Consider the following 23,362-nt stretch of genomic DNA (forward strand, 5'->3'; position numbering starts at 1 on the left):
TCAGGTTTTAGTCAGTAGGGCCACTGTTTCCAGGTGGCCGGTCTGGGGAAACATGTCCAGTGGTGTTGCTTCAATCAGCCGGTAACCAGCAGCTCCGCACAGGTGGCCCAGGTCACGGGCCAGGGTAGCAGGATCACAGGAAACATAGACAATCCGCTGCGCCCCAAGTTGGCCTAGTTCGCGGGCCACATCAGCTGCTCCAGCCCTTGGCGGGTCCAGCAGCACCAGATCAAACTGGGCATGTTGCGCTATCAAGTGACGCAACTCTTTTGAGGCGTCGTTACATCTGAAAGTGCTATTGTTTACACGAAGTTGTCGGGCATTGTCAACTGCCGATGCAATCGAGGGAGCAAACCCTTCAATCCCCAGCAGTTCCTGCACCGCACAGGACAACGGCAGCGAGAGGTTACCGTTGCCACAGAACAGATCCAGCATACGCTGGTTTGCAGCCGGTTGGGCATAGTCGCAGACCAGTTTAACCATGCTCTGGTTTTGCAGACGATTGACCTGTGAAAACCCGCCAATTTCATAGCCAAGGGTCATGATGGTAGCAGCTGGATCGCAGCACGGCACCTGATAGGTCAGATGACCAGAGCCAAAGACCGGCTGCAGCGCCTCTTTCCTGCCGATCTGCAAAAAAAGCCCGCTCAGGCCCAACTGGTCCTGATGCTGCAAGAACAGGTGCTTCAAACGCTGCAGGTCGCCACCAGTATACTGCACAACAGCCACGACCCCTGCCAGCCCCTCTTCCAGGCTGATCTGAGGCAGACGGTTGATATCCGGCAGCGACTGCATAACCTGACGCAGCTTCAGCATGGCAGCATTAATGGGTGAGGTACAGATTGGGCAGCCCTGGGGCAGATCAATCACAACATGCGACCCACGCCGAAAAAAGCCAACCGCAAGACCAGCCGGAGTTGCATGCAGCTTGAACTTGGCCCGGGCCCGATAGCCATAATCCAACTTGGATGATACCGTTGCAGCGACCTGCGGGGTATCAAGCCGGGCCACCCGTTGCAGTGTCTGAGTCAGGATCTGTTGTTTGGCATGGGCTTGCGCCTGGTAGCTGATATGTTGCCAATCACAGCCACCGCACTGCTCAAAGACGGGACAGCGTGGTTCAACCCGTTGCGGTGATGCTTCAAGCAGATCAACCAGTTCAGCCTCGCAGTAAGAGCGATGTTCCCGTGTCACCCGCACCTTCAGCCGGTCTCCTGGTGCAGAAAACGGCACAAAGCAGACCTTGCCGTCAATTCTACCTACACCACTGCCCCCCAGGGCCAGCCGTTCAATCAGACATTCATGCACATTCATAGCAGACAGGGGATCCCACGGTTACTCTTCTTGCAGCGTTTTTGAAATTCAGCTTGAATAAAGCGGGATGGAAACTGCTGATTGCCAAGAAACGGCAACAGGTGGCGATCAAACCGCTCCAGCAGTTCCTGACGCACTGCTGCCAGTTCATCACCATGCACCGCCATTTTTTCCAGATGGCGTACAAAGGGAACAGCTGTCCCCAAAAGCCGTCGGGCATCCGCTTCAACTGACGGATCAGAAAACTGCCCCATTTCAAGGGGAACCAGACAGCTGACCTCAAGGCAAACCTGCCAATAGCCACCATAGTAATGACGTGAGACATCGGACACAGTAACCTTCAGGCCGTTAGGGAGGGCACTTTCACGCAGGAACGACTGTTCAGACATAGCGTCCCTCTTCCAGGGCCTTAACCAGTTCCACCACCTTACGGGCAACCAGCTCTTCTATCCTGGCACCTTTATCCACAGTTGCCTTGGATGGATCGCCCCAGACCCCGCCAGGCCAGTAGCGGCGCTTATCCCGCACCAGAATACCGGTGGGAAAGGTTGGATATTCTTCCGGCGCTGTACCCTGCACCAGGTGGGGATGGCTGTGCATGATCCGTGAGGTTTCGATCTCACCGGCATGGGCATCACCAGGGGTTTCAATGATCCCCCTGCCCTCATCCTTGGCCAGTTCATATTCAGTAACTACCGCTATCCGCAATTCCGGCAGTTCATCCAGCAGTTCTTCACCGGCATCCTGCAAGGCCAGGCGATGGGCGCCGCCGGCATGACCGGTCAGCACCACCACATTGCACATGCCTTGACGATAGAAAGAACGTACCAGGTCTTTTAACAGACTCCGCAGGGTAGCCGTGGAGATGGAGACCGTACCGGGATGGCAGTTAGTTGAGCGGCAGTTACCGTAAGGGATTGGGGGTGCAACAAAGAGCGGGATCAGCTCAGCTGCCCGCTTGCCTACCTGATAGGCTTGGATGGTATCAGTGGCCAGCGGCAGGTGAGGACCATGCTCTTCAAGCGCGCCAAAGGGGATATAGACGGTTCTACAGCCAGCAGCCAGAGCAGCCTCCACCTGGGGCAGGGTCATCTCTTCCAGCAGCATCAGGCCACCTCAAGAAAACGGTGCATCTGGGGCAGGACCCGCACATCACACAGTTTTTTTGCTGCAACAGCCTGAAACTTCATCAGCCGCTCCGGGGCTACGGCCACCCGACCGTCCCGACCGGTAACCGGCTGAATAATAAACGAAATTTCATCATCAACCTCTGCAACCAGTTTACAGGCCTGCAGCAGCTCTTGTTCAGTAGTCAACTCGCCCACAATCACCTTGACAGAAACGTCCCGTTCCAGGGCGATCTCAAGAAACCGCTTGTGTTCCTGCCACAGCGCCGGGGTTGCAGCAGACGTTGGCAGCTTGATATCCATGCTGATAAAATCAAGATGCTCAATCAACTGTGGCAATGCTTCCGGCAAAGTGCCATTGGTTTCCAAGTGAATCGGCAGCAGAATGTTCAGTTCAGGCAGCCAGCGGGCCAGCAGATCAGCATGCAGCATCGGTTCACCGCCGGTGATGCTGATGGAGTGGTGAGCACCCGGCAACTGTTTACACCAGCGGGTAATAATCCCGATCAGGGTTTCAAGGCTAACCGGTTGGGCAAGCTCCTGAAACTGTCCGCTACCCGGTGCGGATTCCACGCTGCAGACCGCAGGGGCTTCAATTTTGGTGTCACAAAAGGCGCAATCAAGATTGCAGCCGGGAAAACGGACAAAGATCTGGCGATAGCCAGCCAGCTCTCCCTCCCCTTGCAGGGATGAAAATATCTCTATCAGCGGAACCGCGCTATTCATAATATTCAGCACAGGCGTTGTCAGATTCCCAAACCCCGATCCGTTCCACTTTGATATTATTGTCATTCAAACGCTTGGACAGCTCATGAAACAGGTAGCGGGAGATGTTTTCTGAAGAAGGCGATATATCCTGAAAAAAATGATGTTGATTAACGTATTTATGATCCAGTTCATCAAGCAGGGCATTGGTTTCACGCTTCAGCACCTTGAAGTCAATGGCCAGACCAGCCTGGTCAAGCTCCCTGGCAGTCACGGTTACTTCCACCTTCCAGTTATGACCATGCAGATTTTCACAATCTCCCTGATAGTTGATCAGGTTATGGGCAGCGGCAAAGCCGGTTTTAATCGTCAAACGATACATATAATTCCTTTCAATATAAGAGGTTAAGCCATAATTCGGGTATCATTACCTGAAAAATATTCAACCCTGTCCCGACCAGCTTCCTTGGCTTCATACATGGCTGAATCTGCAGCACGGATCAAACTGGTACGGTCATGGGCATCATCAGGAAAAGTTGCAGCACCAAAGCTTGCGGTAATTTCGACACGCTCATTACTATCCGTTAAAAACGGGTGGGCACGAAAACGTTCCAGCAGGTTATTGGCAACTGCCAAGGCACCCTGCTTGCCGGTATTTGGTAGCACAATCACATACTCATCGCCACCATAGCGGGCTGCCCGGTCAGAAGAACGGATATGACGTTTCACCAACTGCCCCACCTCTGCAATCATCCGACTGCCCACCAGATGTCCATAGCGATCATTCACCCCTTTAAAGTGATCCAGATCAAAGAACAATAGTGATACCTGGCTCTTGTAACGACGGCTGCGATCAAGCTCATGTTCCAGCAGTTCATGGAAGTGGCGGGCATTATGCAGCCCGGTCAGATCATCGGTTACCACCAATTCGCTGACCCGTTTGTAGTTACGGGCATTATCAATCGCAATGGCAGCAAAGTCAGCCACCGCACCTAACAGCGGCAGGTCATCATCATCAAAGGTCCGTTCACCAACCGTGTTGATCAGCTCAATTACCCCCAGTACCCTGTCACGAATCTTTAATGGAGTACAGAGGATGGAGCTGACCGGATACTCAACCTCTTCAGCAACATGGCTGGCAAAACGTGCATCTTTACTGACATCAGGAATCAGGAGCGGCTGTCCAGACTGGGCAACCCAGCCGGCAATTCCCTCCCCCATCTTCAAGCGAATCCCCTTTAGCTCCTGGGCAACCGGCGAAACCGCTATCTCAAAACAGAGATCGCCGGTCTCTTCATCCACCAGCAACAAAGACCAGGTCTTGGGCTGCAGCAGCCGTTCAACCTGTGACATGATTGACTGTAGAACCTCACGCAACTCAAGTGACGAAATAAGGGTCTTACCGATTTCAAGTAGAGAAGCCAGCTCAGCATTTCTGCGGGCCAGCAGCTCTACCACCTGCTCACTATCACTCATCTGATTGTTAGTCATGCGTGGCCCCCGTACAGCACCTATCCCGCCAACCAGGAAAGATCACCCGCCCCTTCCCGCAGCAGTTCAGGCTGATTTCCCACTAAACTGATTACAGAACTGACATCAGTGGCCAACAGACCTCCATCAACCACCAGATCAAGGGCATGGCCAAACAGTCGATTGATCTCCAGTGGATCCCCCACCGGATCTTCACCAGAAAGGTTGGCGCTGGTGGTCACAATCGGCACCCCCAGCCCCTGCACAATCGACAGACAGATCACATTATCCGGCATCCTGATCCCCACCGTCTTCTGCTTGGTTATCAGCAGATCCGGCACCTCACGGCTGGCCTCAAGTACAAAGGTGTACGGGCCGGGCAGATAGCGCTTCATGATCTTAAAGGCAGGATTGGTCAGACGGGCATACCGCGAGACCTCGGCCAGGTCAGAACAGATAAATGAAAACGGTTTACGCTTATCCCGCTGTTTCACCTGATAAATCCGCTCAAGCCCTTTTTTATTAAAGATAGAGCAGCCGATACCATAGGTTGTATCGGTTGGATACGCAACAATGCCGCCATTTTTCAGACAATCCACAACCTGGGCAATCTGGCGCGGCTGTGGGCGTTCAGGATCAATCTCCAGCAACATACCTACTTCTCCGGGTTTAAAACTTCCAGTTCAGGCAACACAAACAGCCCCTGTTTCTGGATCAGACGATCATCAAACCAGATCTCGCCATCTTTCATCAGACGCACCATGTCCCAATGTACCGCAGAGCGATTGCCGTTATCAGCTTCATCATAGGCCTGACCAGGGGTAAAGTGAATTGAACCGGAGATCTTCTCATCAAACAGGATATTGCGCATCGGGGTGCGGATGTTTGGGTTAACACCCACGGCAAACTCACCAACATAGCGGGCACCTTCATCAGTATCCAGAATCTCGTTCAACGCCTTGGTCATCTCACCGGCTGTTGCCTTGATAATCTTGCCATCTTTGAATTCCAACCGGATGTTGTTGAACTCCTTACCCTGATAAATAGTCGGGCAGTTATAGGTGATAAAGCCTTGTACCGAATCCCGCACCGGTGCGGTAAAAACCTCACCATCCGGGATGTTGTAACGGCCATCACACTTGATTCCCTGTATCCCCTTGATGCTGAAGGTAAGGTCCGTATCCGGCCCCTTCAGGCGCACCTTGTCGGTCTTGTCCATCAGCTTCTTCAACTTTTCCATCTTTTTTGATTCAACTGACCAGTCAATATTGCAGGCAGCAAACAGGTAATCTTCATACTCTTCCAGGCTCATGCGGGCTTCCTGGGCTGATCCCTGGGTCGGGTAGCGGGTGACCACCCACTTGGTATGCTTAACCCGCTGATCCACCAGCGGGCGGGTCAATTTTGAATAGGCCACCATCGCCTTCTGATTGCTGGTGGCATTGACCATTGAATTCTCACCGGCAGAGATACCGATATAGGCGGTCAAGGTCTTGTAAAAATCAAGCTTGTGCTGGGGAAAGACCTCAAGCTGTTTTTTTGAGGCTAGGTTATAGAGCTGACGGTCAATCTCAGGCACAGAAAAGGTGTATTCAACATACTCAGCACCACGCTGCAGACAAAGCGCATACAGCTCCTTTACCAGCGGGGCAGCCTCAAATCCTGCTGCAGATATCAGTACCCGATCACCTTTTTTGATCCGGGTGGAATAATCAACCAGTACCTTGGCCATCTCGGCCACACGGGGATCACGCATAATGTGAAAACCTCCAATAGATTTTAACGCAGAGTTACAGAGTATGGCACCGAGACACAGAGAAAATCGATTTTTGCCTCAGACACAAAACAGATCTTGTTTTTAAACGTCACGACGTCGCGTGAAACTTCATTTTACTGATTTTATGTTTTTACTTTGCGTCTCTGCGTCTCTGCGTTAAAAGATTTAGAATCATTTCAGAAGGGATTTTTTTACATGAAACACCGCGAGATTGAAACCAAAATTGTCAGCCCGCTGATCGGCAGCAGCATCCCCCTGCCCCAGTATGCCACCGATGGTTCTGCAGCTTTAGATCTACGGGCCTGCCTGGATCAAGCAGTAAACGTTGTGCCCGGTGAAACCGTCACCATCCCCAGCGGCATTGCCATCAGCATCCATGACCCTAATCTGGTGGCTATCGTGGCGCCGCGTTCCGGTCTGGGAATCAAGCATGGGATTGTACTGGCCAACACCATCGGGGTGATTGACAGTGACTATCAGGGAGAGATCAAGATCGGCATCCGCAATCAGGGCAGTGAACCATACTGCATCCAGCCGGGCGAACGGATCTGCCAGATGCTGTTCATGCCGGTGGTGCAGGCCAGCCTGCGGGTGGTTGAAGAGTTCAGTCAGGAAAGCCAGCGGGGTGAAGGCGGGTTTGGTCATACCGGCAAGCTGTAACCGCTAAATACAGTAAGCTTATTATTTTACTACTCGCGCCATGGCAGCAATCAGTTCACATAGTTGCACCGGTTTTTTCAGGTGCAGATCCATTCCTGCCTGGTAGCAGTTTTCTGCATCCTCAGGACTGTCCTGGCCGGTCATGGCGATAATCGGGATATGCCCACCCTGCCCGGCCTCCAGTGAGCGGATTATCCGGGTGGCCTCAAGGCCATCCATTTCCGGCATCTGGATATCCATTAAAATTAGGGTGTAGGTGCCGCTTTTCCACTGTTCAATAGCTGCCTTACCATCAGGAACAGCATCAACCGAATGACCTGATTTTTCCAGCAATTTTGTCAGCATCAAACGATTGATCTCATTATCCTCTGCCAGCAACACCCGCTGGGCGACAACATCCTGCATCTCTGCACAACCTGTTTGTTCTTGATGATCCGGGATAGCAACAGGCACCGTGACATAAAATGAGGTCCCTTCACCTGGTTTACTTTCCACCGTAATCATCCCCTGCATGGCTTCAAGCAACTGTTTAACGATTGAAAGCCCCAGACCGGTGCCGCCAAATTCACGGGTTGTTGAAGCAGCTGCCTGGGTGTATGGTGCAAAAATCTGATCAATCTTTTCCTGTGGGATGCCGATCCCGGTATCCCTGACCATGATATGCAGTTTACAGTGCCCACCAACGTGCTCATCTTTATCAACGGTTACCTCAATACGCCCCTGTCTGGTAAACTTGACTGCATTGCCCACCAGATTCACCAGGACCTGACGCAACCTAGTGGGATCAGCAACAACCAGTGCAGGCAGATCATCAGCCAGAACTGTTTCAAAACTGATCCCCTTAGAACGCATTCGTACTGAAAACGGCAGCAGGGTTGCAGTGATTGTCTGGCGTACATCAAACGCTATCTGTTCCAGCTCAACGGTTCCAGCCTCCAGCTTTGAAAAGTCAAGCACCTGGTTCACCAGGCTCAGCAGGTGGCTTGCTGCGTGGCTGATACCCTCCAACAGCTCCCGTTGCTGCGGAGAATGGACCTGGTCAAGGGCCAGTTCAGTCAACCCGTTGATTGCATTCATCGGAGTTCGGATCTCATGGCTCATCTGGGCAAGAAACCTGCCCTTGGCGGCACTGGCTGCTTCAGCCTGTTCTTTTGATGCTTTTAAGCTAGTTACCAGGTTTACCATGCCCCGTAGCAACCGGTTGGATTCATCAAGCACAACGGCGCCTTGAACAGGCCGGTACTGTTCCGGTATATCCTGAAGTAACGCCAGCGCCTGTTGCAGCGGTTTCTTAATCCTGATGGCAACAACCAAAGAAAATCCGGTGATCAACATCAGCACAAGACCAACAATCAGATAGACCTTATGCCTGAGCGAGGCAACCTCGTTTGAGATATCATCCAGATACATCCCGCTGCCGATCACCCATCCCCAAGGTGCAAAGAGCTTTACATGGGATACCTTTGCAACCGGCCTGACCTGTCCTGGCTTGGGCCATAAATATTCCAGATACCCTGCACCAGATCCTGCCACCAACCGATTCATCTCCACAAACAGCTTTTTGCCGTTGGGATCTGCGTAGTTAGCAAGATTCTGGTTATCAAGGTTGGTTTCATAGGGATGCATAACCATCTTAAGCTGCATGTCATGTATCCAGAAATAGCCGTGATCTCTGGACATGACCTTGAGTGTAGCCAGTGCGGATTGCTGGGCCTCAGCCGTTGTCAATTGCCCATTTTGCTCTTGTCTATGGCAGTTTTCGACCACACCAACAGCCATATCAACCAGCTCGGCAATGTACTGCTTACGCTGCAGCTGCAGCTTGTCTTCATAGAGGGGAAGGACATAGAACATCAGGGCGAGAAACGCGACAGACAGGACCACCAGATTGACAGCAACAATCTTGGTCAACAGGTTCCAACTATGGGGCCAATATCTGCTTGCCATAACAGACACTCCCTGAGGGCACCCTGCAGATAAACGGATCACACTTCGATTTACAACGCTATAAATTCAGATTTTTCGGCAAAGCAAAGTGGATCTACCTTCCCCATAATCTGAATATTCAGGGTCTCATCCCGAAACAGGCGGGTTGCCAGCTGCCCCAGATCGGCAGCGGTGACGGCATCAAAACCGGCCATAACTTCATCCAGCGGCTGATAGCGACCAAAATTAAGATAACTGCGTGCCAGACGTGACATATAGCTGTCACTTGATTCCAGCGACATCAGTATCTTACCCTTAATCTGTTCACGTGCTGCTTCAAGTTCATCCCGGGGTACCAGCTCATCACGCAGACGGGCCATCTCTTCCAGAATAATCTTGACCGCCTCACAGCTGCGCTCCCGCTCTGAACCGGCATAGATTGCCATAGACCCGGCATCGGCAAAGGAAGAGACATAGGAATAGACCGAATAGGCCAGCCCACGCTTTTCGCGGATCTCCTCAAACAGGCGCGAACTCATCCCGCCACCCAAAATGGCATTCAAAATCATCAGACTATAGCGATCAGGCGAGTTGGTAGGCAGGCCTTCGGTGCCAAGACAGATCAGGGTCTGTTCCAGATCCCGCTCGCACAGTTCCAGCACCCGGCCTGATGCCAGGCGGGCCTGAGGCTTGACCACCCGACGTGGTTCACCCGGTTCCAGACAGGAAAAGGATTCATGCAGCAACGCCACCAAGGCCTGATGTTCAACACCACCGGCTGCAGCGATAATGATCTCACTGGGGCGGTACCAGTGTTGTCTGAAATCAAGAATCGCATCCCGGCTCATACTGGAGATGGTTTCTTCAGAACCCAGAATCGGATGCCCCAGCGGATGCCCCTTCCAAAAACTCTGGTGCAGACGGTCATGGATTGACTCTTCCGGCGCATCATCCCGCATCTTGATTTCCTGCAACACCACCTTGCGCTCTTTTTCAATCTCATCAGCAGGAAAGGTTGAGTGCAGAAACATATCAGACAGGATATCAACCACCTGGGGTAGCGTCTTGGCCAGGGCCTTGGCGTAGTAGCAGACGTACTCATAGCTGGTAAAGGCGTTCAGAATGCCACCCAGCGAGTCAATCTCACGGGTAATCTGCCGTGCTGTACGCCGCTTGGTGCCTTTAAACAGCAGGTGTTCAATAAAGTGGGCAACCCCCTGTTCCACCGGCTGCTCACAGCGGGCGCCATTGGCCACCCAGACCCCGATCGAGACCGTATGCATACCGGGAACCTGTTGGGTTACCACCCGAAGACCATTATCAAAGGTTGTTTCATGTACCATGTGTGAGAGCTTACCGCAGTTTTGCAATTTTACCACCCCTGCTAACAAATATTCACAATCTTTCTGTTATCTGCTATGACAACCAGACTTGCACACAGGAGGAGATGCTTCCCATGAACTGCCTGACAACAACACTGCCCGGTGTATTGATCCTTGAACCAAAGGTCTTTGGCGATGACCGGGGATTCTTTTTTGAAAGCTTTAACGAACGGGTCTGGCAAAAGGCCACCGGACTTGAATGTTCATTTGTCCAGCACAACCACTCCCGCTCTGCCCGCAATGTTTTGAGGGGGCTTCATTACCAGATTCAGCACCCTCAAGGCAAGCTGGTTCGTGTGATCAGCGGAGAAGTATTTGATGTTGCGGTGGATATTCGTCGTTCTTCGCCAACCTGTGGCCAATGGTTTGGAACCACTCTCTCCGCTGAAAACAAACGCCAGATGTGGGTGCCGGAAGGATTTGCCCATGGATTCTGTGTAACCTCTGATCATGCTGAGTTTCTCTACCTGACCACCGATTACTGGGCACCTGAATTTGAGCGGACCATTGCCTGGGATGATTCGGCCATTGGTATCACCTGGCCACTGTCCGGTGAACCACTCCTGTCCGCCAAAGATTTATCTGGCAAACTGCTTGCTGAGGCGGAACTGTTTGACTAACCAGCGTTCCGACACAATCTGGCTGCTGACCCTTTGCTGCAGCCAGCTCTTTATCATGCTGGTTTTTATCAACTATTCTGCCATTCTGCCCATCCTTAAAACTGAATGGGATATGAACAACACCCAGGCCGGGGTGATCTTTTCCGTCTATCAACTGGGCTATATCGCCTCAGGAGTCCTGCTCAGCACGCTGTCTGACCGTCTGAACATCCGCTGGATCTTCATTACCGCTGCGCTCTGGTCAGGGATTGCCAACCTGCTGTTTGGCCTGTATGCCCATGATTACCTGTCCGGCCTGATCCTGCGCGGACTGACCGGCATCGGTATGGGCGGCACCTACATGCCGGGACTGAAACTGGTGGCAGAACGGTTTGCCAGCCACCAGCGTGGCAGGGCGGTGGGTATCTATGTTGGCTCATTAGTACTGGGGGCATCACTGTCGTTGGTGGTTCCGGGCACCATTGCCGGTATCTGGGGCTGGCGAATTGCCATGCTTGTCTGTTCAGCCGGTGTCTTGGTTGGCGCCTGCCTGTCGCTGCTGGTGTTTCGTGGGTATCGCCCTGCTCCACCTCAACCAACACCACAGGGTTTTAACGGTGAAATCCTGCAGAATCGGCCTGCCCTGCTGGTTATTCTGGGCTATGCCAGCCATATGTGGGAGATGTACGGCATGCGCAGCTGGCTGGCACCGTTTTTTGCTGCAGCCCTCACCGGTTGGGGATTCAGCACCGGCAAGGCAACCGCCACAGCAGCAGTCATTGCTGCGTCCCTGGTGGGGATCGGCACCTTTTCCACCGCCATCACCGGCAGCCTGTCAGACCGGTTTGGCCGTACCACCACTGTCACGGTGGTCATGCTCGGTTCAGTTATCTGCTCCATCTCATTTGGCTGGCTGATCAATACTAATCTCTGGCTGACCCTTGCAGTCGGCAGTATTTACGGCTGGCTGATTGTGGCAGAATCGCCGGTCTTTTCCACTGCCCTGACAGAACTGGTGGCGCCAGGCTATCTGGGGGCTGCCATGGGGATGCAATCACTGGTGGGCTACACCATGGGCATGATCTCCCCCACGGTCTTTGGCTGGGCCTTGGATACCTTTCAGAACTGGCAGCCCTGGCCCGGTATGAACGGTGCCTGGGGCATCGCCTTTACCACCGTTGGTCTGGGGGGATTACTGGGGCCGGTCTGCATGTGGTTGCTACGCAAAGAACCTGCCTCTATCAGATTAGCCCAGGGAAAACGATAGAACCTGGTTGACAGCACTACAATTTACGCTATAGGAACTACTATGCCTAAACCATATGACATAGCCCAGACATGGGATCCCCGCTTTGTGAACAACCTGATTCAGGTGCTGGTGGAGGCGTTGGAGGTTAGAGACACCTATATCCAGGGCCATACCCGCCGGGTGGCCGAAATCAGCCTGGCCATCGGAGCCCGGATGGGACTGTCCCAGATTGAACTACGGGATCTCTATGCCGGTGCGATTCTGCATGATATCGGCAAGGCGGTCGGTACCACCGAAGAAACCCTCAACAAGCCGATGCCCCTTGATCAACGGGAAGAGATCATCATGCGAGAACACCCGCTTAAGGCAGGTCTGCTGATTGTGGGCCTGGAAAACCTTTCCCATATCCTGCCCACCATTATGCATCACCATGAACGCTGGGACGGTACTGGCTACCCGGCCCGGTTGCAGGATGAATCAATCCCCCTGCATGCCCGGATCATCTGCGTGGCTGATGCCTTTGATGCCATGGTCTCACCCCGTTCGTTCCGGCCTGCCATGAGCAGGGAAGAGGCGGTTGCAGAGATGATCAAGGAAAAAGAAAAACATTTTGACCCGGATATTGTGGATGAACTGGTTGCCAGCCTGGAAGATAACAAGCACGAGTGGAAGGATTTCAGCTTTTATTTTTGACGGTTTGTAGCTGCCTGAAGAGATAGGCGCCACAGAAGATCACAAACGCCAGCAGGATGATGGTGGCACCTGATGGCAGATTCAGCAGGAACGAGACCACAATCCCGCCCACCACTGACACAAGCGAAAACAGCACCGACAGGATCACGGTCATCCTGAATCCCCGGGCCACCTGCAGAGCAGCTGAGGCAGGCAGGATCAGCAGTGCAGAGATCAACATCACCCCCACCAGTTTCATGGCCAGCACCACGGTCAAAGCGGTCAGGGCTGCCAGTAGGCCGTTCAGAAATCTGACCTTAATGCCGCTGACTGCTGCCAGTTCCTCGTTAAAGGTCAAGGCCACCAGATCATTGTAGTAGAGCCATAATAACGCCAGCACGGTTACAAACAGACCGCCTGCCACCAACAGTTCTGCCTGACTGATGGCAAGGATGCTACCGAACAGATAGCTGAACAGGTCAACCCCATACCCCCGCCCCAACACCGCCAGCAATACCCCCAGCGACACCCCGACTGATGAAACAATCCCGATGGCTGCATCACCGCCCAGCCGGGCCTTGCCCGCCAGCTTCAAAATCCCCAGCGAGGCCAGCAATACCACCGGCAGCGACACCAATAACATGGCAGCCCCCTGCAGGCCTGCAAACAGGGCCAGGGCCACGCTACCAAAGGTGATATGGGCCAGACCATCACCGATCAGCGACAACCGGCGCAGTACCAGAAAGACCCCCAACACCGCGCAGAGTACGCCGATCAGGGTACCGGCCAGCAAGGCGCGTTGCATAAAGCCGTATGAAAACAGTTCAAATATTGTCATATCAATGCCTGTGGCAGATCAGATGCTGCGAATGTTCTCCGAAAAAGGCAGACATCTCGGGAGAGTGGCAGAACTCATCAAAGGACCCAAAGAACAGCACCTTCTTGTCAAGATACAGCATCCTTGAGGCATACTGGCCAATGGTACCGGTATCATGGGTCACCAGCAACACGGTGGTGCCTTTGTCCTTGTTCATCTGAGCCACCAGTTCATAGAAGCGATCCCGGATCTCAGGATCAAGGGCAGCGGTTGGTTCATCCATGATCAGCAGTTCTGGATTATTCACCAGGGCACGGGCCAGCATAACCCGTTGCTGCTGGCCACCAGACAGTTCACCGATCATACGGCGCTGCAGATGGTCAATCCCCAGCAGTTCCAGCATATCCTGCACCTGTTTGCGGTCATGGCGGCAAAGCCGTTTGGGAAGCGCTTTACCGGCCAACAGGCCCAGTTGCACCACCTCAAAGACCGTGGCAGGAAAGGCAGGATTAAGCGGCCCCAGATTCTGGGGCAGATACCCCAGACGTTCCCACCCGGAGAAGCAGTCACGGGATTGACCAAAGAGCGAGATCTGGCCCTGGTATGCAGGCATCAGCCCCAGTAAGGCCCGCACCAGGGTACTTTTCCCTGATCCGTTGGGGCCGACAATCCCCAGATAGTCACCTGCTGCCACGCTAAAACTGATCTCAGACAGCGCCTCCACTGCTCCGTGACAACAGGTAAGCTGTTCCACCCTGATCAGTTCTTGCACGAAAGACCAACCTGCAGATTTTTAAGGTTCTCATCCATCAGCTTGATAAAGGTTACCCCTTGTGCAAGATCTTCCTTTGCCACGTTATGGGCACCATGCAGCTTCAAAACCGTCGCACCGGTCTCACCGGCAATGGTCCGCGCCACCCGTGGCGAAACCAGTTCTTCAGAATAGATCGCCTTGACCTTGTTCTGCTTTACCTGCTGTACCAGTTCTGCAAGACGGCGCGGGGTAGCCTCCAGCTCAGCCGTGACACCTGCTGCAGCCTGATAATTGAGGTTGTAGCGATTGGCCAGATAACCAAAGGCAGCATGGCCACCATGCAGCAGCACCCTACTGTCACAGCTGGCCAGTCCGGCCTTATAACGCGCATCCAGTGCGGACAGCTGCTCTGTCAGGTCAGCAGCCCGACGCCGGTACTGTTCTGCACCGGCAGGATCTGCAGCGATCAGCGCCTCAAGGATCTTTGCAACCATGGCCTGATCAGCCTTAAAATCAAGCCAAACATGGGGATCATAGGCCTCAACCTGATGGTTATGATCGTGATCATGGTGATGCTGTTCCTTACCGGAATGAGCCATGGCAGGCAGCAGCGTTATTCCGGCTGCTGCCGGTACCACCCTTACCTTGGTGCGATCAACCCCTTGTATGATCTTGTCAGCCCATGGTTCCATAAAAGGTCCAATGTAGACAAACAGGGCAGCCCGGTGAATACGGGCCAGATCATCCGGCTTGGGTTCAAAATGGTGGGGCTCAACACCGGGGGGTAGCAGTAACTGTACCTCCATCCGGTCGCCGGCAATGGTTCGGGCAAAATCATATAACGGGAACAGTGTGGTTATCACAATCGGTCGTGACGGCTGCGCCGACGTTTTTTTCTGTCCCTGGCAGCCTGTTACCAGTATCCCCAAAACAGCAACGGCAACCAGAATCGATAGTACGCGATTGAACATGGACCTTCTCCTTCTGACTAATATGCACCGGCATCATAGCCCGCATTTCTGATCCTTGCAATTATCCTCTGCTCGTTTATACTGGGACAATCTAAAGCGACACTACATCGGCATCCAAGGAGCATTGACATGGGACTTTTCGGCGGACCCAGCAAGCAGGAACTACTCGATAGAGACAATGAGATAAAAAAACTGATGCAGATGCTGGACAACGTCGATAACGTCGTCATGCTTTGCGATACCACCAATGATAATAAGATATTCTATCAAAACCGTCGGGCCAAGGAGCTGCTGCAGCAACATCGCTCTGAGCTGAACAGCGGCTTGCGTGGTGCAGACGTTGCCAATGCCTTTGGCAACTCAATCCACCAGTACCACAAGGATCCGGCCCGTATCCGCAACATTTTTGCTGATCCACGGGGCAAAATGCCCCACTCTGCTGATATTCCCATCGGTGGCGTTACCCTGCAGACCAAGGCCTACCCGATCTGGGACCCCAGTGACAGCAGTAAACTGCTCTGCTTCATGGCCTGCTGGAGTGACATTACCGCCGAACGCACCATCAAGGAGCAGCAGTACAAGGATATTGAACGTAAGAATTATCTGGAAGAGCGGATTCACCAGATCGCTACAGCCATGGAAGAGATGAGCATGACCGTTAACGAAGTAGCCGGTAACACCACCAATGCTGCCGACTCCGCAGCCCAGGTGGCTGACAGCGCCCATGAAGGTCAACGGGTGGTGAATCAGGCGGTCAAGGGGATGCAGCAGGTGGCTGAAGTGGTTCGTTCTTCGGCACAGATTGTGGGTAACCTGGGGGCAACCTCAGAAAAGATCGGCGAGATCGTTAATGTTATTAATGAAATTGCTGACCAGACCAACCTGCTGGCCTTAAACGCTGCCATTGAGGCTGCCCGGGCCGGTGAAATGGGTCGCGGATTTGCGGTGGTTGCCGATGAAGTGCGCAGACTGGCTGAGCGGACCATGACCTCCACCAAGCAGATCGGCGCCATGGTGGCTGAGATTCAATCCAACACCCAGAAGGCGGTAACCTCCATTGAAGGGGGCAAGGCAGAGGCTGAAAAGGGTGAGCAGCTTTCCCATCAGGCAGAGGCATCACTGATCGCCATTGTTGATTCGGTTGAGAACATCAAAAACCTGATTGCCCAGATCGCCACCGCCTCTGAAGAGCAGGCAGCCACCGCAACCGTGATTGCCGGTAACCTTGAGGAGATCTCGCGGGCCAGCTAAAATCGCGTTGGTTGCACCACTAAAAAAGGCCGGGGAGATTTCCCCGGCCTTTTTGCATATCAGCATAGTCTCTCTTATGCCAAGAAACTACTCCCCTGCACTGCCAAAATATTCCCGCTCCTGCGGAGAGAACATCTGATCCACATCCATGATGATCAGCAGGCGGTCGGCATGATTGAACACACCGGTAATAAACTCCTGATCAATATTGCCGGAAACCATGGTGGGCGGTGGCTGAATCTCGCTGGAATGAATCCTGATCACCTCGGAAACAGCATCCACAATAAAACCGGTCAGACCACCGGCAACATCCATAACCATGATCCGGGTATGGCTGTCATAGTCGGATTCAGCCAGGCCAAAACGCTTACGCATTGAAATAATAGGAATTACCTTGCCCCGCAGGTTGATAATCCCCTCAACATAGTGCGGCGTATTGGGCATCTTGGTAATGCCAGGCATACGGATGATCTCTCGCACTTTCAATACCTCAACACCGTACTCCTCGTTGCTGAGCATAAAACTGACCAACTGAATCAACTGGTCTCCGCCGGTTGTCACATCTCCGCTTTTTACCAGGGCTGTGGTGGACATTGAAACCTCCTCTATGAGGGAATAGTGAACTGGTTGCTTTTAATGAATCATAGCATAGTTTTTAAAAAGTGAAATAGGGTAATAACCCTAGAACAAACCATGCAGCGGCCCTGACGGAGCAGCAAGAGCATTGACCCGCTGTTCAAGTGCCGGGTCCTCTTCCAGTGGCGGTGCATGAAACGACTTTCTGCGTGCGTCAATTACCAGCGGCCCGCTACAGCCCCAGTGCCGCTGCCTGGTTGCAGCAGCTACCCCATAAACATCTGAGGCAGGGTTGGAGCGGGTAAAGGTGACCCAGAGAAAGTTATCCAGAGACCGGCTGCAGAACTCACTATCATCAGCAATTACCACCAGGGCAATACCATCGGACAGCGGCTGTTGCTCCCAGAAACTGCACAGTGCCTGAATTGCCTGATCCGGCTCACCGTTGTCCAGCGCCTGGGCACTACCCTGCAGCACCAGTACACCAGGCAATGCCAGGGCAGGACGTGACCAGCCAGACGGCAGAGAAATGTCACCCGACAGCTCCGTCATCAGAGAACGCCTGACCGGACCAGCAGCAGCCATGACCAGCTTGGAACCGCTGTTAAAGCCACCACCTGAATAATCCAGGGTATCTATGGTGGTACTGGTCTGGAAATGTAGATCACGCTGCCAGTCAATCCGCTCCAGCAGATGTCTGAACATGGCGCCAATGTCATGAATATCAAGCTCAGGATTATCCTGCTCAGCGGTAATTAAGAGGTACTTGGCCAGAGAAAGCTGCCCCTGCCCAAGAATGGCATTGGCCTGGGTCAGCAGTTCCAGGGGGCGGGTAACGCCATCGTAAGGGGTATAACGCTCAGACCCGATGGCCAGCAGCAGCGGATGCACTCCGGCAGCATCAACGGCATGGACCGCCTTGATACCGGGCAACACCGTGGGGATCAGATCACCGGTCAGCTCATGGATAAAGGCGCCAAAGGAGGTATCTTCCTGAGGCGGACGTCCCACTGAAGTAAAGGGCCAGATCGCATCAGGCCGGTGATAGACCGCTTCCACCTCAATAAACGGAAACGGGTGGGTCAGGCTGTAATAGCCCAGGTGGTCACCAAAGGGGCCTTCCGGCAGGGTGGCATGGGGATCAATCGATCCCACAATACAGAAATCAGCCTCTGCCGGTACCGGCAGACAACCGGGCAGATCTGCCATGGCGATCCGGTGGCCTCCCAGCAGACCGGCAAAGGAGAGTTCCGGCATCCCTTCCGGCAACGGCATAACCGCTGCCACTGACATGGCAGGCGCGCCGCCTACAAAGACATTCACCTTCAGCCGCTCACCACGCTTGATCGCTTCCTGATGATGTACCCCGATACCACGATGGATCTGATAGTGCAGCCCGACCTGCTTATCCGGTTGATACTGATTACCAGAGATTTGCACCCGGTACATCCCCAGGTTGGATTTGCCGAATCCAGGCTTGGATGGATGTTCGCTGTAGACCTGCGGCAAGGTAATAAAGGCACCGCCATCGTTGGGCCATGAAACCAGCTGAGGCAAGGCTGACAGCTTTGTCCGGCAACTAAGCGCTGGGGCCTGTGATTGGCCTACCCGCTTGGGTAGCAGATGCAGGGCTCCCAGCGGGGCACCCAACAAGCGGCCCGGTTCCTTCAGGGCCTGAAACGGATTCACCTTCAGTTTAACCAGGGTCTCAATGGTTCGCAGGGTATCGCGGAAGATAAAACGGGTCCGTTCCAAGGTGCCAAACAGATTACCCAGCATCGGAAAGGCAGAGCCGGTTACCTGGGTAAACAGCAGTGCCGGACCACCAGCCTGATAGACCCGGCGCTGGATCATACCAGCCTCCAGATAGGGATCAACCGGCAGCTCAATCCTGCGCAGCATGCCGTGACGTTCCAGATCCTCAACACAATCCTGAAGATTTATATATCCCATTACTTTTCTCTTTTCCGGCTTTCATTTACTGCCAGATACGGTATCATCAGCACCACGTCAATTCAACCTGAACCTTAGCTTTACACCGGTTTCCAATGATCAGACCGACTCTTTTCAGAAAATTCCTGATCGCCTCGCTACTCTTGGCACTGGTGCCACTGCTGGCTGCCACACTCTTCCTGTTTTCAGGACTTGAGCAGGTACGGGATCGCCTGGCCCTTGAGATCGGCAGTAGTGCAGAACAACAGGCAGCAGAAAGCCTGCAGATGCGTGCCCGTCAGGTGGCAGACACGGTAAGTGACTACCTCCACCGCCGCGAAGATGATCTGCGCTTTTTAAGCCGTTTTGCCACTGATCGCAAGGTACTGCTCTCTTTCTGGATGCAACAACGCAGCGAGGTCTGGGAACAACGGGCCAGCGCCCCCAATCAGCTCCGCGAGGTACGGAAACTGGTGCCGATCTACCGCTCCTTTGCCCTGCTGGATGCAGATGGTCAGGAACAGATGGTGCTGAAAGATGGCCGCTTTTTGCCGCCCGCAGAACTGCGCAACGTTACTAAACCAACCGCTACCGAGTTTAAAAGCGAAACCTATTTTCAAGAAATCAAGCAACTGCAGCCAAACGAGATCCATGTCACCCACCTGACCGGCTTCCATGTTAACAAACAGCAGCAACTGGCCGGGGCCTCTGAACCTGAACATGCCTTGGGTAAGCGTTATGAAGGGGTCGTTCGCTTTGGCCTCCCGCTTCACGGGCAGGATGGGCGTTTTACTGGAGCCTTTGTCATCTCCATGGATCACCGGCACCTGATGGAATTCAGCCAGCATATTGATCCCGGCCCTCACTTTTCAACGGTCTTCCCCTCCTATAAAAGCGGTAACTATGCCTTCCTGTTTGATGATGAAGGCTGGATTATTACCCATCCCAAGTTATGGGATATCCGGGGAGTGAATCAACAGGGGGAGCTGCTGCCCCCCTACTCCAGTAACTCAGGCAGCAAAGCTATTGAAGCCGGCAACATCCCGTTTAATCTTGATCATGCCGGATTTATCCACCCCAACTATCCCAAGGCATCGGCATTTGTCAGAAAACAGCAAAGTGGTGTGGTTGAACTGACCAACGTGGGCGGCGCCCGTAAAATCATGGCCTATGCGCCTATCCTGTATGATACCGGCCCCTACAAAAAACATGGCGTCTTTGGCGGCATCACCATCGGCTACCAGGTTGATCAGTTCCAGAAGCAGGCCAGTGCCGGTAGTCTGCTCATAACCCGTAAACTGAAAGAGTATCGCCAACAAAGCGGTCTGTTCATCGCACTGGCAGCAATCGTAGCAGGCCTGGCTGCCTGGCTGCTGGCACGGGGTATCACCCGTCCCTTGCAGCGCTTAAGCGAAGGGGCCCGCCGTCTTGCCAACGGAGAAACCGGTAATCGTGTCGTGGTAAAAGGCAGAGATGAACTGGCGGAGCTGGCCCTGTCCTTTAACGCCATGGTGGCGGAACTGGAACAACGCAAGGCAAACCTGATTGCAACCCTGGAACAGTTACAGGAGTCACGGCAGGCCATTCTGGATGAACGTAACTTCAAGGAAAGCATCCTGGAAAGTATCTCCAGTGCCATCACCACCTTTGCCCCTGACGGTTCCCTTACCTCACGCAACAGCACCCTGGACCGTTTTTTAGGACACCATTGGCCGCTGGGCAGTCATTACGCCACTATCTTTAAGGGGTGGGAGCCGATACCTGCCAGAATTGAGCTGGCCTTTACCGAAGGAAGCGGTTATGGCCGGGCCCCCCTGCAGCTTGAACAGAACGGCATCATTCAGCATTTTGATGTGGGGATTTTTCCGATTGGTGAGCATGCAGAACATGGCCTGACGGTCACGCTGCGGGATGAGACCATCCGTGAAGAGTTACGGGAAGAGACGGTCCGGCTGGAACGACTGGCTTCGCTGGGTAAACTGGCAGCCGGTATCTCCCATGAAATTCGCAACCCTCTCACCGGCATTTCATTGCTGCTGGACGATCTGCATGACCGGGCCCAGTTGGGTGAAAAAGATCGGGAGATGCTGACCAAGGCCATGGCAGAGATTGAGCGGATGGAGCGGCTGATCTCGGCGCTATTGACCTTTGCAGCCCCGCCCCGGTCACGTTTTGCCCCAGGGGACCCCGGCGAAGCAGCCGAGGATGTGGTCATGCTGATGCAGCGTCCCTGTCAGCGTCAGGGGGTTACCCTGACCCTGGAGCGGACCCCGTTGCCTGACTGCCAGATTGATGCAGAAAAGATCCGCCAGGCCCTGCTTAATCTGCTGAAAAACGCCCTGGAAGCGCTGCCCCTTGGGGGAACTATCAGCATAACCATTAACCATGATGCACATGATGCCCTGATCACCGTATGCGACTCTGGTCACGGTATCCCCAGCCAGGATCTGCCCCTGATCTTTGAGCCTTTCTTTACCCGTAAAGGGGCCGGAACCGGTCTTGGTCTCTCCATTACCAGACAGATCATTGAAGAGCATGGCGGTGTTATTACTGTAACCTCAGAGCCGGTTCAAGGCACCAGCTTCATGATACGGTTACCCCTGCTGCAGGCTGATCAGGAAACTGTTTCAACATGACAAAGCCTGTAATTACTGGTATAGCCAGCCTGCATAACTCTTTCTGCCACCAAGGGGTAGTGTGAAACAACCATTCAACAGCATACCTGGCCAACAATCCATGTTCACCCTGTTTCTAGGGCGCTTTCTGCCGCTTGCCCTGTTTACCCTGCTGGCGGGCGGAGCAATTTTCCTGCTGGAACGGAGCAGTCACCTGGATCTGCTCTACAAATTTGGCAAGATCCAATCCATTGAGGAACAATCACCGCTCACCATCGCCCTTGAACAGCACCAGATCATTACCATTTCAGCAGTTACGCTGTTGGCACTGGTGGTTGCCGCACCCATTGCCTGGTTTCGTGCAGCACGTCAACGACAAGATATGATTGTCGAACATCAAAACCGGGAAAATCTGCGCAGCATCAAGCTGCTGCTTGATTCAACCATAGAAGGGATCTACGGCACTGATGAAGCAGGCCATTGCATCCTGGCCAACCGTTCCTGCGCCAACCTGCTGGGTTATACGCACCCTGAACAGCTATTGGGAAAAGAGATGCACCGTCTGATGCACCACAGCCATGCCGATGGCAGCCCCTACCCTGCATCAGCATGCAGGGCACACCAGATGGTAAGCACAGGATCTGCACCGGTACTGGTTACTGATGAAGTATTCTGGCGCCAGGATGGCAGTTGTTTTCCGGTATCCTACAGCGCCCATCCTATTCAGGAAAACGGCCAGAATATCGGCATGGTCTGCACCTTTGTGGATATCTCTGAACGCCGCCTGCTTGAAGATCAGTTACGCCATGCTCAGAAGATGGAGGCGGTCGGGCAGCTGGCAGGCGGCATTGCCCATGACTTTAACAATATCCTGCAGATCATCTCCGGTAACACCCAGATTCTTCAGTTTGATTCAGAGCAGTCCAACCAGAAACAGCCACAGCTATTGGAAATTTTGAAGGCTGTTGAACGAGGCACCGCCCTGACCCGCAGTATGCTGGCCTTTAGCCGCAAACAGACGATTCACCCGGTCACCTTTGAACTGAATCAAATGGTGAAAGATTCATTACTTCTGGCCCAAAAGTTGCTATCAAAAAACATAACACTACAGCTTGAACAGACAGAAACAGCACTGGTTATTACTGCTGATGAAATATTGCTGCAACAGGTGCTGTTTAACCTGATTACCAATGCCCGGGATGCCATGCCAAACGGCGGCACCATTACGGTTGCAACAGTTGAACAGGTTATTGATGAAAGCACTGCTGGATCTGCTCAAGGAGCCCTGCCAGGAACCTACGCTGTTCTCAAGGTTCGTGACACCGGCCAGGGCATACCGGAGGAGATCCGCCAGAAAATTTTTGAACCGTTTTTCACCACCAAGGGGGTGGGCAAAGGAACCGGCCTAGGGCTTTCAATGATCTACGGCACGATCAAACAACACGGTGGTTTTGTGCTGGCTGAATCAACTGAAGGACAAGGCAGCTGCTTTTCAGTGTTTCTTCCTGCTATTTCGGCAAGCATACTGCCGAATCAACATACTTACTAACCAGGGAACAAGGTTG

At 53.4% G+C, this 23,362-nt stretch carries 22 protein-coding genes; 7 read left to right on the forward strand and 15 right to left on the reverse strand.

Annotation, left to right across the window (positions count from 1 at the left end):
* The 8 genes from rlmD to B5D39_RS12160 are packed head-to-tail and all read right to left on the reverse strand — an operon-like array spanning position 1 to position 6,372.
* Positions 1 to 1,314 carry a 23S rRNA (uracil(1939)-C(5))-methyltransferase RlmD gene (gene rlmD, locus B5D39_RS12125; protein WP_078790733.1) on the reverse strand — a complete coding sequence of 438 codons (1,314 nt, stop codon included), beginning with the start codon at positions 1,312 to 1,314 and terminating at the stop codon, positions 1 to 3.
* Positions 1,311 to 1,703, reverse strand: coding sequence for a hypothetical protein (locus B5D39_RS12130; RefSeq protein ID WP_078790734.1), 393 nt, complete (start codon positions 1,701 to 1,703; stop codon positions 1,311 to 1,313). Before B5D39_RS12130 ends, rlmD begins: the two co-directional genes overlap by 4 nt.
* The gene (locus tag B5D39_RS12135; RefSeq protein WP_078790735.1) at positions 1,696 to 2,421 is read right to left on the reverse strand and encodes a creatininase family protein; all 726 of its coding nucleotides are present in this window, start codon (positions 2,419 to 2,421) and stop codon (positions 1,696 to 1,698) included. The genes B5D39_RS12130 and B5D39_RS12135 overlap by 8 nt, the downstream gene beginning before the upstream one ends.
* On the reverse strand, positions 2,421 to 3,179 hold the full coding sequence (locus B5D39_RS12140; protein ID WP_244161404.1) for a 7-carboxy-7-deazaguanine synthase QueE: 759 nt from the start codon (positions 3,177 to 3,179) through the stop codon (positions 2,421 to 2,423). Before B5D39_RS12140 ends, B5D39_RS12135 begins: the two co-directional genes overlap by 1 nt.
* Positions 3,160 to 3,528 (reverse strand): 6-carboxytetrahydropterin synthase QueD, encoded by a 369-nt coding sequence (gene queD, locus B5D39_RS12145; protein ID WP_078790737.1) that lies wholly within the window; start codon positions 3,526 to 3,528, stop codon positions 3,160 to 3,162. The genes B5D39_RS12140 and queD overlap by 20 nt, the downstream gene beginning before the upstream one ends.
* Before the next feature lie 23 nt (positions 3,529 to 3,551).
* A complete protein-coding gene (locus B5D39_RS12150) occupies positions 3,552 to 4,637 on the reverse strand; it encodes a GGDEF domain-containing protein (RefSeq protein WP_078790738.1) in 1,086 nt (361 codons plus the stop codon).
* 20 nt (positions 4,638 to 4,657) lie between these two features.
* Entirely contained in the window at positions 4,658 to 5,269 is a 612-nt protein-coding gene (locus B5D39_RS12155; protein WP_078790739.1) for an L-threonylcarbamoyladenylate synthase, read from the reverse strand.
* 2 nt (positions 5,270 to 5,271) lie between these two features.
* Positions 5,272 to 6,372, reverse strand: a complete 1,101-nt coding sequence (locus B5D39_RS12160) for an aminopeptidase (protein ID WP_078790740.1) — start codon at positions 6,370 to 6,372, stop codon at positions 5,272 to 5,274.
* A 216-nt stretch (positions 6,373 to 6,588) separates the two neighbouring features.
* Between B5D39_RS12160 and dut the strand changes: the two genes are divergently transcribed.
* Complete coding sequence (dut, locus tag B5D39_RS12165; RefSeq protein ID WP_078790741.1) at positions 6,589 to 7,053, forward strand: dUTP diphosphatase; 465 nt, start codon at positions 6,589 to 6,591, stop codon at positions 7,051 to 7,053.
* 21 nt (positions 7,054 to 7,074) lie between these two features.
* Here dut and B5D39_RS12170 read toward each other — a convergent pair whose 3' ends face one another.
* Both B5D39_RS12170 and B5D39_RS12175 read right to left on the reverse strand, forming a co-directional pair.
* On the reverse strand, positions 7,075 to 9,000 hold the full coding sequence (locus tag B5D39_RS12170; RefSeq protein ID WP_078790742.1) for a cache domain-containing protein: 1,926 nt from the start codon (positions 8,998 to 9,000) through the stop codon (positions 7,075 to 7,077).
* 50 nt (positions 9,001 to 9,050) lie between these two features.
* Positions 9,051 to 10,322 (reverse strand): M16 family metallopeptidase, encoded by a 1,272-nt coding sequence (locus B5D39_RS12175; protein WP_078790778.1) that lies wholly within the window; start codon positions 10,320 to 10,322, stop codon positions 9,051 to 9,053.
* A gap of 113 nt (positions 10,323 to 10,435) precedes the next feature.
* Here B5D39_RS12175 and rfbC point away from each other — a divergent pair, with 113 nt between their 5' ends.
* Genes rfbC through B5D39_RS12190 form a run of 3 tightly spaced genes read left to right on the forward strand, consistent with a single transcriptional unit; the run spans position 10,436 to position 12,902 of the window.
* Positions 10,436 to 10,981 carry a dTDP-4-dehydrorhamnose 3,5-epimerase gene (rfbC, locus tag B5D39_RS12180; protein WP_208610586.1) on the forward strand — a complete coding sequence of 182 codons (546 nt, stop codon included), beginning with the start codon at positions 10,436 to 10,438 and terminating at the stop codon, positions 10,979 to 10,981.
* Positions 10,974 to 12,227 (forward strand): MFS transporter, encoded by a 1,254-nt coding sequence (locus B5D39_RS12185; protein ID WP_078790744.1) that lies wholly within the window; start codon positions 10,974 to 10,976, stop codon positions 12,225 to 12,227. Before rfbC ends, B5D39_RS12185 begins: the two co-directional genes overlap by 8 nt.
* 42 nt (positions 12,228 to 12,269) lie before the next feature.
* Positions 12,270 to 12,902, forward strand: coding sequence for an HD-GYP domain-containing protein (locus B5D39_RS12190; RefSeq protein WP_078790745.1), 633 nt, complete (start codon positions 12,270 to 12,272; stop codon positions 12,900 to 12,902).
* Here the strand turns inward: B5D39_RS12190 and B5D39_RS12195 are convergent.
* The 3 genes from B5D39_RS12195 to B5D39_RS12205 are packed head-to-tail and all read right to left on the reverse strand — an operon-like array spanning position 12,886 to position 15,423.
* Entirely contained in the window at positions 12,886 to 13,719 is an 834-nt protein-coding gene (locus tag B5D39_RS12195; protein WP_078790746.1) for a metal ABC transporter permease, read from the reverse strand. The two genes, B5D39_RS12190 and B5D39_RS12195, sit on opposite strands and share 17 nt — an antisense overlap.
* 1 nt (position 13,720) lies before the next feature.
* Positions 13,721 to 14,470: a metal ABC transporter ATP-binding protein gene (locus tag B5D39_RS12200; protein WP_078790747.1), complete on the reverse strand. Its 750-nt coding sequence runs from the start codon at positions 14,468 to 14,470 to the stop codon at positions 13,721 to 13,723.
* Positions 14,458 to 15,423: a metal ABC transporter solute-binding protein, Zn/Mn family gene (locus B5D39_RS12205; protein WP_078790748.1), complete on the reverse strand. Its 966-nt coding sequence runs from the start codon at positions 15,421 to 15,423 to the stop codon at positions 14,458 to 14,460. The genes B5D39_RS12200 and B5D39_RS12205 overlap by 13 nt, the downstream gene beginning before the upstream one ends.
* Positions 15,424 to 15,552: 129 nt before the next feature.
* On the opposite strand from B5D39_RS12205, the gene B5D39_RS12210 reads away from it, so the two are divergent.
* Positions 15,553 to 16,674, forward strand: a complete 1,122-nt coding sequence (locus tag B5D39_RS12210) for a methyl-accepting chemotaxis protein (protein WP_078790749.1) — start codon at positions 15,553 to 15,555, stop codon at positions 16,672 to 16,674.
* A gap of 87 nt (positions 16,675 to 16,761) precedes the next feature.
* Here the strand turns inward: B5D39_RS12210 and B5D39_RS12215 are convergent, their stop codons facing one another.
* Both B5D39_RS12215 and B5D39_RS12220 read right to left on the reverse strand, forming a co-directional pair.
* A complete protein-coding gene (locus B5D39_RS12215; RefSeq protein WP_078790750.1) occupies positions 16,762 to 17,268 on the reverse strand; it encodes a chemotaxis protein CheW in 507 nt (168 codons plus the stop codon).
* An 87-nt stretch (positions 17,269 to 17,355) separates the two neighbouring features.
* Positions 17,356 to 19,203, reverse strand: coding sequence for a UbiD family decarboxylase (locus tag B5D39_RS12220; protein WP_078790751.1), 1,848 nt, complete (start codon positions 19,201 to 19,203; stop codon positions 17,356 to 17,358).
* A gap of 95 nt (positions 19,204 to 19,298) precedes the next feature.
* Here B5D39_RS12220 and B5D39_RS12225 point away from each other — a divergent pair, with 95 nt between their 5' ends.
* Positions 19,299 to 21,818, forward strand: coding sequence for a PAS domain-containing sensor histidine kinase (locus B5D39_RS12225; RefSeq protein ID WP_078790752.1), 2,520 nt, complete (start codon positions 19,299 to 19,301; stop codon positions 21,816 to 21,818).
* Between the two features lie 61 nt (positions 21,819 to 21,879).
* Positions 21,880 to 23,346, forward strand: coding sequence for a two-component system sensor histidine kinase NtrB (locus tag B5D39_RS12230; protein WP_078790753.1), 1,467 nt, complete (start codon positions 21,880 to 21,882; stop codon positions 23,344 to 23,346).
* Positions 23,347 to 23,362: the final 16 nt, after the last annotated feature.

Origin of the sequence: Trichlorobacter thiogenes (genome assembly GCF_900167465.1) — a bacterium.
GTDB lineage: Bacteria > Desulfobacterota > Desulfuromonadia > Geobacterales > Pseudopelobacteraceae > Trichlorobacter > Trichlorobacter thiogenes.

Coding starts and splice junctions, on each gene's coding strand:
- rlmD (WP_078790733.1), bottom strand. CDS start 1,314: ATGAATGTGCATGAATGTCTGATTGAACGGCTGGCCCTGGGGGGCAGT.
- B5D39_RS12130 (WP_078790734.1), bottom strand. CDS start 1,703: ATGTCTGAACAGTCGTTCCTGCGTGAAAGTGCCCTCCCTAACGGCCTG.
- B5D39_RS12135 (WP_078790735.1), bottom strand. CDS start 2,421: ATGCTGCTGGAAGAGATGACCCTGCCCCAGGTGGAGGCTGCTCTGGCT.
- queD (WP_078790737.1), bottom strand. CDS start 3,528: ATGTATCGTTTGACGATTAAAACCGGCTTTGCCGCTGCCCATAACCTG.
- B5D39_RS12150 (WP_078790738.1), bottom strand. CDS start 4,637: ATGACTAACAATCAGATGAGTGATAGTGAGCAGGTGGTAGAGCTGCTG.
- B5D39_RS12155 (WP_078790739.1), bottom strand. CDS start 5,269: ATGTTGCTGGAGATTGATCCTGAACGCCCACAGCCGCGCCAGATTGCC.
- B5D39_RS12160 (WP_078790740.1), bottom strand. CDS start 6,372: ATGCGTGATCCCCGTGTGGCCGAGATGGCCAAGGTACTGGTTGATTAT.
- dut (WP_078790741.1), top strand. CDS start 6,589: ATGAAACACCGCGAGATTGAAACCAAAATTGTCAGCCCGCTGATCGGC.
- B5D39_RS12170 (WP_078790742.1), bottom strand. CDS start 9,000: ATGGCAAGCAGATATTGGCCCCATAGTTGGAACCTGTTGACCAAGATT.
- B5D39_RS12175 (WP_078790778.1), bottom strand. CDS start 10,322: ATGGTACATGAAACAACCTTTGATAATGGTCTTCGGGTGGTAACCCAA.
- rfbC (WP_208610586.1), top strand. CDS start 10,436: ATGAACTGCCTGACAACAACACTGCCCGGTGTATTGATCCTTGAACCA.
- B5D39_RS12190 (WP_078790745.1), top strand. CDS start 12,270: ATGCCTAAACCATATGACATAGCCCAGACATGGGATCCCCGCTTTGTG.
- B5D39_RS12195 (WP_078790746.1), bottom strand. CDS start 13,719: ATGACAATATTTGAACTGTTTTCATACGGCTTTATGCAACGCGCCTTG.
- B5D39_RS12205 (WP_078790748.1), bottom strand. CDS start 15,423: ATGTTCAATCGCGTACTATCGATTCTGGTTGCCGTTGCTGTTTTGGGG.
- B5D39_RS12210 (WP_078790749.1), top strand. CDS start 15,553: ATGGGACTTTTCGGCGGACCCAGCAAGCAGGAACTACTCGATAGAGAC.
- B5D39_RS12215 (WP_078790750.1), bottom strand. CDS start 17,268: ATGTCCACCACAGCCCTGGTAAAAAGCGGAGATGTGACAACCGGCGGA.
- B5D39_RS12220 (WP_078790751.1), bottom strand. CDS start 19,203: ATGGGATATATAAATCTTCAGGATTGTGTTGAGGATCTGGAACGTCAC.
- B5D39_RS12225 (WP_078790752.1), top strand. CDS start 19,299: ATGATCAGACCGACTCTTTTCAGAAAATTCCTGATCGCCTCGCTACTC.